The sequence below is a fragment of the Streptomyces sp. SLBN-31 genome, assembly GCF_006715395.1.
Classification (GTDB): Bacteria; Actinomycetota; Actinomycetes; order Streptomycetales; family Streptomycetaceae; genus Streptomyces.
Map to the genome: position 1 here is coordinate 3,024,370 of NZ_VFNC01000001.1, position 11,650 is coordinate 3,036,019.

9 protein-coding genes are annotated in these 11,650 nt (G+C 71.2%); 3 read left to right on the forward strand and 6 right to left on the reverse strand.

The window, feature by feature from the left end; genetic code table 11:
• Nucleotides 1-251: 251 nt before the first annotated feature.
• From FBY22_RS13960 to FBY22_RS13975, 4 genes are read right to left on the reverse strand one after another with little or no spacing between them, the layout of a single operon-like run.
• Nucleotides 252-1,127 (reverse strand): MoxR family ATPase, encoded by an 876-nt coding sequence (locus tag FBY22_RS13960; RefSeq protein ID WP_174267140.1) that lies wholly within the window; start codon nt 1,125-1,127, stop codon nt 252-254.
• Between the two features lie 24 nt (nt 1,128-1,151).
• Nucleotides 1,152-2,006, reverse strand: a complete 855-nt coding sequence (locus FBY22_RS13965) for a xanthine dehydrogenase family protein subunit M (protein ID WP_142145569.1) — start codon at nt 2,004-2,006, stop codon at nt 1,152-1,154.
• Between the two features lie 2 nt (nt 2,007-2,008).
• On the reverse strand, nt 2,009-4,375 hold the full coding sequence (locus FBY22_RS13970; RefSeq protein WP_142145571.1) for a xanthine dehydrogenase family protein molybdopterin-binding subunit: 2,367 nt from the start codon (nt 4,373-4,375) through the stop codon (nt 2,009-2,011).
• Entirely contained in the window at nt 4,372-4,842 is a 471-nt protein-coding gene (locus FBY22_RS13975) for a (2Fe-2S)-binding protein (RefSeq protein WP_142145572.1), read from the reverse strand. The genes FBY22_RS13970 and FBY22_RS13975 overlap by 4 nt, the downstream gene beginning before the upstream one ends.
• A 263-nt stretch (nt 4,843-5,105) precedes the next feature.
• Here FBY22_RS13975 and FBY22_RS13980 point away from each other — a divergent pair, with 263 nt between their 5' ends.
• Both FBY22_RS13980 and FBY22_RS13985 read left to right on the forward strand, forming a co-directional pair.
• Entirely contained in the window at nt 5,106-7,115 is a 2,010-nt protein-coding gene (locus tag FBY22_RS13980) for a translation factor GTPase family protein (RefSeq protein WP_142145574.1), read from the forward strand.
• Between the two features lie 93 nt (nt 7,116-7,208).
• On the forward strand, nt 7,209-9,065 hold the full coding sequence (locus tag FBY22_RS13985) for a cellulase family glycosylhydrolase (RefSeq protein WP_142145576.1): 1,857 nt from the start codon (nt 7,209-7,211) through the stop codon (nt 9,063-9,065).
• Nucleotides 9,066-9,099: 34 nt separating this feature from the next.
• On the opposite strand, the gene FBY22_RS45920 is transcribed toward FBY22_RS13985, so the two are convergent.
• Together FBY22_RS45920 and FBY22_RS13995 are read right to left on the reverse strand one after the other, a co-directional pair.
• Nucleotides 9,100-9,249, reverse strand: a complete 150-nt coding sequence (locus tag FBY22_RS45920) for a hypothetical protein (protein WP_186363011.1) — start codon at nt 9,247-9,249, stop codon at nt 9,100-9,102.
• 301 nt (nt 9,250-9,550) lie between these two features.
• Nucleotides 9,551-10,798 (reverse strand): YncE family protein, encoded by a 1,248-nt coding sequence (locus tag FBY22_RS13995; protein WP_142145578.1) that lies wholly within the window; start codon nt 10,796-10,798, stop codon nt 9,551-9,553.
• A gap of 176 nt (nt 10,799-10,974) precedes the next feature.
• On the opposite strand from FBY22_RS13995, the gene FBY22_RS14000 reads away from it, so the two are divergent.
• On the forward strand, nt 10,975-11,637 hold the full coding sequence (locus tag FBY22_RS14000; protein WP_142145580.1) for a TetR/AcrR family transcriptional regulator: 663 nt from the start codon (nt 10,975-10,977) through the stop codon (nt 11,635-11,637).
• Nucleotides 11,638-11,650 lie beyond the last annotated feature (13 nt).

Consider the following 11,650-nt stretch of genomic DNA (forward strand, 5'->3'; position numbering starts at 1 on the left):
GTCCGTCTCGGGCGCGCCGTTCCCGTGTGGGAGTGTGTTGGTGGTTGCGCCGTCCGTCTCGGGCGCGCCGTCCCCGCGAAGGAGCGTGGCGGCGGTTCCGCCGTCCGTTCCGGGCGCGCCGTCCCCGCGCCGAGACACATCGGCTGTCCCGCTTTCCGTCCCGGGCGCGGGGGAGCCGACGGTTCGGCCGTCGCGCCCGTCCGCCTCCCGGCGCTCGCTTCCCGCTCCCTGCCCGTTGTCGGCCATCGTGTTCACGCCCCCCGCGCGGCGAGGACCGCCGCCAGGTCCAGGCCTCTCGCGCGGTCCGCGTCCTCGCGGTACTTCAGTACCGAACCCAGGGTCGCGACCGCCAGTTCCGCGTCGACCTCGTCGGCGCCGAGGGCGTCCAGGGCCTGGGCCCAGTCGAGGGTCTCGGCCACGCCCGGGGGTTTGAGGAGGTCCTCGGCCCGCAGTGCCTGCACCAGTGCCGTCACCTGTTCCGCCAGCCGGGCCGAGACACCGGGCAACCGCCGCCGGACGATGGTCAGTTCGCGGGCGAAGGTCGGGTGGTCGAACCAGTGGTACAGGCACCGCCGCTTGAGGGCGTCGTGCACCTCGCGGGTGCGGTTGGAGGTCAGCACGACCACCGGGGGCACCTCGGCGCGCAGCGTGCCCAGCTCCGGGATCGTGACCGAGAACTCCGAGAGCAGCTCCAGCAGGAAGGCCTCGAACTCGTCGTCGGCCCGGTCGATCTCGTCGACCAGCAGTACCGACGGCTGGGTCTCCAGGGCCTTCAGCAGCGGCCGGGCGACCAGGAAGCGCCGGTCGTACAGCTCGCCCTCCAGCCGCTCGGCGTCGTGCACGCCCGCGGCCTCGGCGGCGCGCAGGTGCAGCAGCTGACGCGGGAAGTCCCAGTCGTACAGGGCCTGCGAGGCGTCGATGCCCTCATGGCACTGCAGCCGGATCAGCGGGGCGCCGAGCGCCTCGGCGAGGGCGGAGGCGAGCGCGGTCTTGCCGACGCCCGCATCGCCCTCGCAGAAGATCGGCCGGTGCAGCCGGAGCGCCAGGAAACAGGCGATGGCCAGTCCGTCGTCGACGAGGTAGCCCGTCTCCTCCAGCCTGGCCCGCACCTGTTCCGGGCCGCTCATGCCGTGCGTGTGCGTGATTTGACCTCACCCCATTCCGGCCGCCGCGAGCACCGCGCGCCGGGTGAGCACCCGGGCCAGGTGCTCCCGGTACTCGGGCGTGGCCGACGCGTCCTGTGACGCGCGGGTGCCCTCCGCCGCCGACTCGGCGGCCCGCGCGACGGCCTCCGCGTCCCCGGCGCCGGTCAGCGCCCGCTCGGTCGCGGTGGCCCGCAGCGGGACGGAGCCCATGTTGGTCAGGCCGATCCGCGCCTCGGCGATGTGCCCGTCGTCGCGCCGCACCAGCGCGGCCACGCCGACCATCGCCCAGGACTGCGAGACCCGGTGGAACTTCTCGTAGTGGAAGCCCCAGCCGTCCGACTTCGGCAGCCGCACCTCCACCAGGAGTTCGTCCGGTTCGAGCGAGGACTGGAGGTAGTCGACGAAGAAGTCGCCCGCCGGGATCGTCCGCCGCCCGCGCGGCCCCTGCGCCACCAACTCGCCTTCCAGCGCCAGCACCACCGCGGGCAGGTCGCCGGCCGGGTCGGCGTGGGCGAGCGAGCCGGCGAGGGTGCCCCGGTGCCGTACCGCGGGATCCGCGACGGTCGCGGTGGCGGCCGCCAGCAGACCGGCGTGACGGCGCACCAGCGGGTCGTGGACGACGTCGTGGTGCGTGGTCATCGCGCCGATCACCAGCCTGTCGCCGTCCTCCCGCACACCGCGCAGCCCGGGGATGCGGCCGACGTCCACGACCAGCTCGGGGAAGGCCAGCCTGAGCCTGAGCAGCGGCAGCAGGCTCTGCCCGCCGGCCAGCACCTTGGCCTCCTCGCCGGCGTCGGCGAGCGCGCGCACCGCCTCGTCGACGCTGGTCGGCCGGACGTAGTCGAATGCCGGAGGGATCATGCTCAGGCCTCCTTCTGGGACCGGACCGCCCGCCACACCCGCTCGGGGGTGCAGGGCATCCGGATGTCGTTGACGCCGAAGGGCCGCAGCGCGTCCACGATCGCGTTGACCACGGCCGGGGTCGAGGCGATGGTGCCCGCCTCGCCGACGCCCTTGACCCCGAGGGGGTTCGTGGTGGACGGCGTCTCGGTCCGCTCGGTGGTGAACTCGGGCAGGTCCGGCGCCGACGGCACGAGGTAGTCGGCCATCGTGCCGGAGACCAGGTTGCCCTCGTCGTCGTAGACGGCCTCCTCGTACAGGGCCTGCGCGATGCCCTGCGCGAGCCCGCCGTGCACCTGTCCCTCGACGATGGTCGGGTTGACGACCTTGCCCACGTCGTCGACGCAGACGTACGACCTGATCCGGGTCTGCCCGGTCTCGGTGTCGACCTCGACGGCGCACAGGTGGGTGCCGTGCGGATAGGAGAAGTTCTCCGGGTCGAGCAGGTGTTCGGCGTTGATGCTGGGTTCCAGGCCGTCCGGGAGATCGTGCGAGGTGAACGTCTCGAAGGCGATCTCCTGGATGGTCTTGCGGGCGTCCGGGGAGCCCTTGACGGAGAACACCCCGCCGGAGAACTCCAGGTCCTGCTCGCTCGCCTCCAGCAGGTGCGCGGCGATCTTGCGGGCCTTGTCGACCACCTTCACCGCCGCGTGGTGCACGGCCGAGCCGCCCACCACGAGCGAACGCGAACCGTAGGTGTCCATGCCCTGCGGGGCCGCCTTGGTGTCGCCGTGCACCACTTCGACGTCCTCGAAGGGCACGCCCAGCACGTCGGCGGCGATCTGGCTCCAGCTGGTCACATGGCCCTGGCCGTGCGGGCTGGTGCCGGTGATCACCTCGACCTTGCCGGTGGGCAGCATGCGGATGCTGGCCGCCTCCCAGCCGCCGGCCGCGTACCTGAGGTCGCGCAGCACCCGGCTGGGCGCGAGCCCGCACATCTCGGTGTACGTCGACACGCCGATGCCGAGCCGTACGGTGTCGCCCCGGTTGTTGCGGTCGGCCTGCTCGGCGCGGAGCTTGTCGTAGTCGAACAGCGCCAGCGCCTTCTCGGTCGCCGCCTCGTAGTTGCCGGTGTCGTAGGTCAGTCCGGCGATCGAGGTGTACGGGAACTCCTCGTGCCCGATCCAGTTCCGGCGCCGCAACTCCACCGGGTCCAGGCCGAGTTCGTGAGCGAGCTCGTCCATGATCCGTTCGATGGCGAACGTCGCCTCCGGGCGCCCGGCGCCACGGTAGGCGTCGGTCGGCGTCCGGGTCGTGAAGACGCCGGTGCAGGTGAAGTCGTAGGAGTCCATCTTGTAGATCGCCGGGTACATGAAGGCGCCGAGGATCGGGATGCCCGGGGTGACGAGCATCAGGTAGGCGCCCATGTCGGTCAGCAGGTCGACCTTGAGGCCGAGCAGCCTGCCGTCCCGGTTCGCGGCGACCTCGATGTCCTGGATCATGCCGCGGCCGTGGTGGGTGGCCAGGTAGCCCTCGGAGCGGGACTCGGTCCACTTCACGGGGCGGCCGATCCTGCGGGCGACCGCGAGCGCGAGGGCCTCCTCGCCGTACACCTGGAGCTTGGAGCCGAAGCCGCCGCCGACGTCGGGGGCGATCACGCGGATCTTGTGCTCGGGGATGCCGGTGACCACGGCCATCATCACCCGCAGGATGTGCGGGATCTGGGTCGCCGAGTACAGCGTGTACTCCCCGGAGGCGGCGAGCGGGGTGACGACGACGGCGCGCGGCTCCATCGCGTTGGGGATGAGCCGCTGGTGGACGTAGCGGCGCTTGACGGTCACCTCGGCGCGCCGGCGTACGGAGTCGAAGTCCTCGCCGGTCTTCAGCGGCCAGACGTAGCAGCGGTTGGTGCCCTTGTCGGAGTGGACCAGCGGGGAGTCGTCCGCGAGTGCGGCCTCCAGGTCCAGGACCGGCGGCAGCGGGTCGTAGTCGACCTCGATGGCCTCCAGGGCGTCCGCGGCCGCGTACCGGTCGCGGGCCACGACGAGGGCCACCGGGTCGCCGGCGTGGCGCACCTCGTCGACGGCGATGGGCGGGTGGTCCGGCAGCACGATGTCCTCGGTCACCGGCCACGCGCACGGCAGCGAGCCCAGCCCCTCCGCGAGGTCGGCTCCGCTGAACGCGGCCACGACACCGGGGCGTTCGAGCGCGGGTGAGACGTCGACGCGGGTGATGCGGGCGTGGGCCATCGGGCTGCGCAGGATCGCCATGTGCAGCAGGCCGTTGACACTGATGTTGTCGGTCCAGTTGGTCTGGCCGGTGATCAGCCGGGCGTCCTCCTTGCGGGGCCGGGCGCGGCCGACCTCGCCCTGCACGGCCTGGTCGGTCATGCCGGGACCTCCTCTTCGGACACGGCCTGCACGGCCCGCACGATGTTCTGGTAGCCGGTGCACCGGCAGAGGTTGCCCTCCAGGGCGTGCCGGATCTCGTCCGCGGTGGGGTGCGGATGCTCGCGCAGCAGGTCGCGGGCGGCCATCAGCATCCCCGGGGTGCAGTAGCCGCACTGCAGGGCGTGCTTCTCGTGGAAGGCCCGCTGCAGGGCGGTCAGCTCGCCGTCGCGGGCCAGGCCCTCGACCGTCGTCACCTCGCTGCCGTCGGCCTGGACGGCGAGCACCGAGCAGCTCTTGACGCTGACGCCGTCCAGCTCGATCGTGCAGGCACCGCAGTTGGAGGTGTCGCAGCCGATCGGGGTGCCGGTCAGGCCGAGACGGTCGCGCAGGTAGTGGACGAGGAGGAGGCGGGGCTCCACGTCGTCCTCGTACGTCGTGCCGTCCACCTTCACCGAGATGTGGGTCATATGCCCTCCAGGGACTGAGCGGGCCGAGTGAGGGGATCAAGGGGAAAACAACGCCCGATCGTGATGTACGTCACTCTATGACCGCCCGCGTGACCCGGCGAGTGCTCCGGCGGGGTTCGTTGAGCGTTAATCCATTGCCGGTGCCGTCCCGGCTCTGCTGCACTCGTGGGGACCCGTCGTCCCACCGCGAGGAGCACTCATGCGCACTGCGTCCATGTCCACCCAGGAAGGAACCCCTCCCATGACGAAGGACATGACGCTCGGTGCATCTGCTCAACCTCGGAATCCTCGCGCACGTCGACGCCGGTAAGACCAGCCTCACCGAGAGGCTGCTGCACTCGGTCGGGGTGATCGACGAGATCGGCAGCGTCGATCACGGCAGCACCCGGACCGACACCCTCGCGCTGGAGCGGCAGCGCGGCATCACCATCAAGTCCGCCGTCGTCTCGTTCCCGGTCGACGGCGTCACGGTCAACCTCATCGACACCCCCGGCCACCCCGACTTCATCGCCGAGGTGGAGCGCGTGCTCGGCGTGCTCGACGGCGCCGTGCTGGTCGTCTCGGCCGTCGAGGGCGTCCAGGCGCAGACCCGCGTCCTGATGCGGACCCTGCAGCGGCTGCGCATCCCGACCCTGCTGTTCGTCAACAAGATCGACCGCCGCGGGGCCCGCTACGACGGCGTCCTGCGCGCGATCCGCGAGCGGCTGACGCCGGCGATCGTGCCGATGGGGGTGGCCCACGGGCTCGGTACGCCCGGGGCGCGCTTCGAGGCGGGGCTCGGGGCGGAGGCGGCGGAGGTGCTCGCCGACCACGACGAGAAGCTGCTGGAGGAGTACGTCGCGCACGGTGGTATGTCACATTCCACCGTTCGCGCGGCGCTCGCCGCCCAGTCCCGCTCCGCCCTCGTGCACCCCGTCTATTTCGGCTCCGCCGTCACCGGCGCGGGCGTCGACGCCCTGATCACCGGCGTCCGGGACCTGCTGCCGCCGGCCGGCGGCGACCCCGACGGGCCGGTCTCGGGCACCGTCTTCAAGGTCGAGCGGGGTCCGGCGGGGGAGAAGGTGGCGTACGCCCGCATGTTCTCCGGCACCCTGCGCACCCGCGACCGGGTGCCCTTCGGGGAGGACCGCGGGAACGGTGCGGACCGCAAGGGCGGCACGGGCCGCAAGGAGGGCCGGGTCACCGCGATCAGCGTCTTCGACCACGGCACCGACGTCCGCGACGACGCCGTCCCGGCCGGCCGCATCGCCCGGCTGTGGGGGCTGGCCGACGTCAGGATCGGCGACGCGCTCGGCGAACCCCGCAAGGCCCCCGACCACTTCTTCGCGCCTCCCACCCTGGAGACGGTCGTCGTGCCGGGGCCCGGTGTGGACCCGCGCCGGCTCCACACCGCCCTCACCCAGCTCGCCGAACAGGACCCGCTGATCGGCCTGCGCCACGACGAGGTGCGCCAGGAGCTGTCCGTGTCCCTCTACGGCGAGGTGCAGAAGGAGGTCGTCCAGGCCACCCTGGCCGACGAGTTCGGGCTCGAGGTCGACTTCCGCGCGACCACGGTCATCTGCGTCGAGCGGCCGGCCGGCACGGGCGCGGCGGTCGAGTTCAACAAGAAGGGCGCCAACCCCTTCCTCGCCACCGTCGGATTGCGCGTCGAGCCGGCCCCGACCGGCTCCGGCGTCGACTTCCGGCTGGAGGTGGAGCTCGGCTCCATGCCGTACGCCTTCTTCAAGGCCGTCGAGGACAGCGTCCGCGAGACCCTCGGGCAGGGTCTGCACGGCTGGCAGGTCGGCGACTGCACGGTCACCATGACGCACTGTGGCTACTCGCCCCGGCAGAGCCACGCCCACCAGGGCTTCGACAAGAGCATGTCGAGCACCGGCGCCGACTTCCGCGGGCTGACGCCGCTCGTCCTGATGGAGGCGCTGCGACGGGCCGGCACCCGTGTCCACGAGCCGATGCACCGCTTCCGTGTCGAGGCCCCGGCCGACACCCTGGGTGCCCTGCTGCCGGTGCTGGCCGCCCTGCGGGCCGTGCCCCGCACCACCGAGACGTGCGGGGCGACCTGTGTGCTGGAGGGCGACGTCCCGGCGGGGCAGGTGCACGCGCTCGGGCGCCGACTGCCCGGACTCACCCGCGGGGAGGGCGAGTTGGAGAGCGCCTTCGACCACTACGCACCGATCGCCTACGGAACCGTTCCGGAACGCCCGCGCACCGACCACAACCCCCTCAACCGCAGGGAGTACCTGTTGAACACTACGCGCCGAGTGGGCAGTTGAGGTGGCTGGGGAAGGGCGTGCGGAGAAAAACTGAAACTTACTCAGGAGTCAGAAGTATTGACGGTGTCCGGAAATGGCCAGACTGTAGTGGACATGCCGAATATCCGGACGCGTCTGCTCGTTGTCCTGGTTGTCCTCTTCGGATCTCTGGCGGTGACCGGCGCGCCGTCCGCCACCGCCGCCACCCTCCCCGACTCCCTGTGGTTCGACGAGTCCCCCCTCACCGTGCAGAACGGCCGCTTCGTCGACGGAAACGGTCGCGAGGTCGTGCTGCGCGGCTACAACGTCTCCGGCGAGACCAAGATGGAGGAGAACAGCGGCCTGCCCTTCGCCTCGGTCGCCGACGCCAGGAAGTCGGCCACCGCGCTGCGCGCCCTCGGCGGCGGCAACTCCGTCCGGTTCCTGCTGTCCTGGGCCTACGCCGAGCCCACCCGGGGTGCGGTCGACACCGCCTACCTCGCCGCCGCCACCGACCAGATGCGGGCCTTCCTCGACGCCGGAATCCGCGTCTACCCCGACTTCCACCAGGACCTCTACTCCCGTCACCTGTTCAACTCGGGCAGCTGGTACACGGGCGACGGCGCTCCCAAATGGGCGGTGCAGCTCGGGAGTTATCCGCAGGAATCGTGCGGCATCTGCCTGTTCTGGGGGCAGAACATCACGCAGAACCAGGCCGTGACGAAGGCGCAGTACGACTTCTGGCACAACGCCCACGGCCTGCAGGACTCCTTCCTGGACACCGCCCAGAAGACCATGGCCTACGTCCAACAGCACCTCAGCGCAGCGGAGTTCGCGGGTGTCGTCGGCTTCGACCCCTACAACGAGCCGTACGCCGGCAGCTACGACTCGGGCCAGACCAGCCGCACCTGGGAACAGAACCTGCTGTGGCCCTTCTACCAGAGGTTCCGCGCCCGGATGGACGCCGCCGGCTGGCAGGACAAGCCCGCCTTCGTCGAGCCGAACCTCTTCTGGAACGCCAACATCTCCTCCCAGAAGCAGGAGGGCGGCCTGCTCGACGCGGGCACCCTCGGCCCGCGGTACGTCTTCAACACCCACTTCTACGACCAGAAGGCCATCTCCGGCGTCCTGATGTGGGGCAACGCCTCCGACGGACAGTACGCGAGCGACTTCGGCACGGTCCGGGACCGCGCCTCGGCCGCGGGGACCGCCGCCGTGGTCAGCGAGTTCGGCCATCCGTTGGCGGGATCGACCGCCGGAAAGGCCCCGACCGTCGACAAGGCGATGTACCAGGCCCTCGACTCCCGCCTGCCGGGCTCCCGTTGGTGGAGCAGCCCGTCCGCGTCCGGTCCGGTGCTCTCCGGCAACCAGTGGCAGTGGGACATCTACAACGGCCGCCACCACGAGCTCATGAACGGCAACCCCGACAAGGTGCAGACCTCCGGCGACGCCTGGAACGACGAGGACCTCTCGGTCGTAAAACTCGACGACACGGGCACGGTGACGCTCCGTCAGGACGCCCGGCTCCTCGACCGCGTCTACCCCGGCGCCACCGCCGGCACGACACTCGCCTTCACCTACGAGGACCGCTCCCGCGACGGCTCGACGACCCTCACCTGGAACCCGGTGCCCGGCACACTGCCGAACACGGCCCAGCTGGTCGGCTCCGGCCAGTACGGACTGCTCGTGTGGAGGTCGGGCAGCGGATCGGCGCCCACCGAACTGCACCTGCCCGCCTCCTTCCCGACCGCCGGCACCACCGTCGTCTCCGACCTCGGCACGGTTCACGGGCCACCGGCGTACACGGCCTCGACCCCGGTCGCGGCGGCCCCCGAACCGGGCGGCACGGGCAGCAGGCGCCTGCTGCTCACCGACTCGGACTCCGGCGTCCTGCACTACGCGCTGGTCACCAACGGGGCGACGGCACCGTCGGCGACCCTGCTGGCCGCGGCCAGGTCCGAGCTGGCGTCCTGGGCGGCGGCGCGCTTCTGACCGGCGAGCCCGGGCGGGCGGCGGGCGGAGACCCTCAGCCGGGGACCCTCCCCGCCGCGTCCGCCCCGAGGCCGTCCCGGCGTCGCCACCGGCGGTACGCATCCCCCCCGGGGATGAGCGCGGGGTCGAAGGCCTGGACGACGGCCAGGACCGCCACCACGCCGAGCGCCCAGGCGGTGACCACGGCCGGATGGACACGGCCGGCGAGCCGGCCGCGGAGCGGTGTGGAAGGGGACCAGACGACCCCAGGGCGGCGCCCCGGCGGCCCGCCGGGAACCAGACGTTGACCAGGGGGACGCCGATGGCGAAGGTCGTACCGCCGATACCGAGGAGCGGGCGCCAGGGGGCCGACATCGGCTCGGTGCGCGTCCGATCCCCCGACCACGCCTCGCATGATCGACGGTCGCTGTTGCCCGCGCATCTCGTGACCGGTTCACCCCGTGCGACGGCGCCGGACCGCGTGATCCGGCGCCGTCGGTGAGCGGTCAGTTCGCGGACGGTCCCGTCCAGTCGGCCTGCACATGGCCCAGCCGCACGCGCTGCGGGTGGTCGCCGACGGCGACGGAGGTGGCCTTCTGGCCGGTGGCGAAGTCGATCGCCGTGACCTGGTCGGCGCCGCTCTCGGAGATGACGCAGTCCTTGCCGTCACCGCTGACGGTCGCCCAGTACGGGGTCGACGCCGTGACGAGCGGGCCTTCCTGGAGGGTGGCCCGGTCCACGACGGTGGCGTAGTTGTCCATCGTCCCGGCGACGCACAGCTTGGTGCCGTCGGGGCTCATCGAGATGCCGTGGTGGCGCGAGTCCAGCAGCCAGGTGGTGCGATCGGTGCTGGTCGCCGGGTTCGCGGGCAGCGTCTTTACCCGGGTGATCTTGTCGGAGGCGATGTCGTACTCCAGGAAGCCGTTGAAGAACGACACCTGGAAGTACAGCTTCGACCAGTCGGGGGTGAACGCGGCCGGGCGGACCGCGTCGGAGAAGTTCTTCAGACCGATCGCGTCCAGCCGGTCGCGCATGTCGATGGTCTTGACGGTCTTGTACGTGGTCGCGTCGACGACGGTGATGTGCCGGTCGCCCTTGGTCCAGTCCGCCGACGGGTCGTCGAGGGAGGTGGTGACCTCGCCTATGGACATGTTCCAGATGTACCTGCCGCCGTTGGTGAAGACGTTCTCGTGCGGCTTGTCCCCGGTGCCGAACTCGCCCAGTTCCTTGCCGGTGTCGATGTCCAGCACCTGCACCTTGTTGGCGGTGGACGCGGAGACCGCGACCCTGGTGCCGTCGGGGGAGACCGCCATGTGGTCGGCGCGGTAACCGGCCACCGGGAAACGCCAGTTGATCTTGTCTGTGGCCAGGTCGATGGAGACGACGTCGGCGAAGCTGGGGCGGGAGACGACGACCGACCTGCCGTCCGGCGTGGAGTACATGTCGTCGACGTACTGGTCGTGCCCCTGTCCGACCTGGTTGCGGATGCCCGTGTAGTAGATCCACTTGATGGGGTCGGCGTTGATCTCGGCGATGCGCTGCGCCTTGTCGGGGACGACGTTGATCTCCCCGACCTTGGCGAAGTCGCCGGAGGACTTCAGGACGGTGGCGGTGCCGTCCCAGTTGTTGCCCACGAACAGCACCTCGCGCAGCGCCGCGGACGAGTCCGCGGTGGCGGCGGTCGCGGGCACGGAGACGGTCAGGGCGAGGGCGGCGGCTACGGAGCAAAGGTGCCTGGATCTGGGGGCAGGCATGGCTGCTCCCTCCTCTGGAAGACGTGGCGACAGGGGCATGCCAAACGGCAACGGCTCGGGGAATCTGAAAACGATGGCGTTCAGACTCTTACTTACTGGAAAGTAAGGAAGGGGTGGCCTTCTCCACAAGACTGCGTACACGACAAAATCGAGGGATCACGCGAAAGGGAGGTCCCGTGACGGGGAGGCTCAAGGCGCCGACCGGGCGGTACGGCGGCAAGACCGCCGCTCAGCGGCAGGCCGAGCGGCGCGGCAGATTCCTGGACGCCGCGCTCGAACTGTTCGGCGCCGACCCCGGCTACCGGGCCACGACGGTGTCGGCGCTCAGCGAGGCCGCCGGACTGTCCACCCGCCAGTTCTATGAGGAGTTCCGCACCCTGGAGGATGTGCTCGCCGCCCTCCACCTGCAGGTCAACGGCTGGGCCGAGGAGGCCGTGGTGGCCGCGCTGGCCGAGGCCCGGGACCGGACGATCGACGAGCGCGTGACCGCGATCTTCCGCGCCTACGCCGCGAACATCACCAGCGACCCCCGCCGCATCCGGATCGCCTTCGTCGAGATCATCGGCGTCAGCCCGCGCATGGAGGAGCAGCGCCTGGCCCGCCGCGCCCACTGGGTCGACCTCATCTGCGCCGAGGCCGAGACGCTGGCCGCACGCGGCGAGGCGGCCCCGCGCGACTACCGCCTCGCCGCCACGGCCTTCATCGGCAGCGTCAACGGCCTGCTGCACGACTGGAGCGCGGGCTGGGTGGACGCGACGCTGGACGAGGTCGTGGACGAGCTGGTCCGCCAATTGCTGGGGATCCTGCGGCCGCCGGGCTGGGGGCCCGCCATTGGGTGAGGTGCGATCCCGG

What these genes read in the sequence shown, in the direction of transcription:
- FBY22_RS13960 (WP_174267140.1), bottom strand. Translation starts at nt 1,127, where the DNA reads ATGAGCGGCCCGGAACAGGTGCGGGCCAGGCTGGAGGAGACGGGCTAC.
- FBY22_RS13965 (WP_142145569.1), bottom strand. Translation starts at nt 2,006, where the DNA reads ATGATCCCTCCGGCATTCGACTACGTCCGGCCGACCAGCGTCGACGAG.
- FBY22_RS13970 (WP_142145571.1), bottom strand. Translation starts at nt 4,375, where the DNA reads ATGACCGACCAGGCCGTGCAGGGCGAGGTCGGCCGCGCCCGGCCCCGC.
- FBY22_RS13975 (WP_142145572.1), bottom strand. Translation starts at nt 4,842, where the DNA reads ATGACCCACATCTCGGTGAAGGTGGACGGCACGACGTACGAGGACGAC.
- FBY22_RS13985 (WP_142145576.1), top strand. Translation starts at nt 7,209, where the DNA reads ATGCCGAATATCCGGACGCGTCTGCTCGTTGTCCTGGTTGTCCTCTTC.
- FBY22_RS13995 (WP_142145578.1), bottom strand. Translation starts at nt 10,798, where the DNA reads ATGCCTGCCCCCAGATCCAGGCACCTTTGCTCCGTAGCCGCCGCCCTC.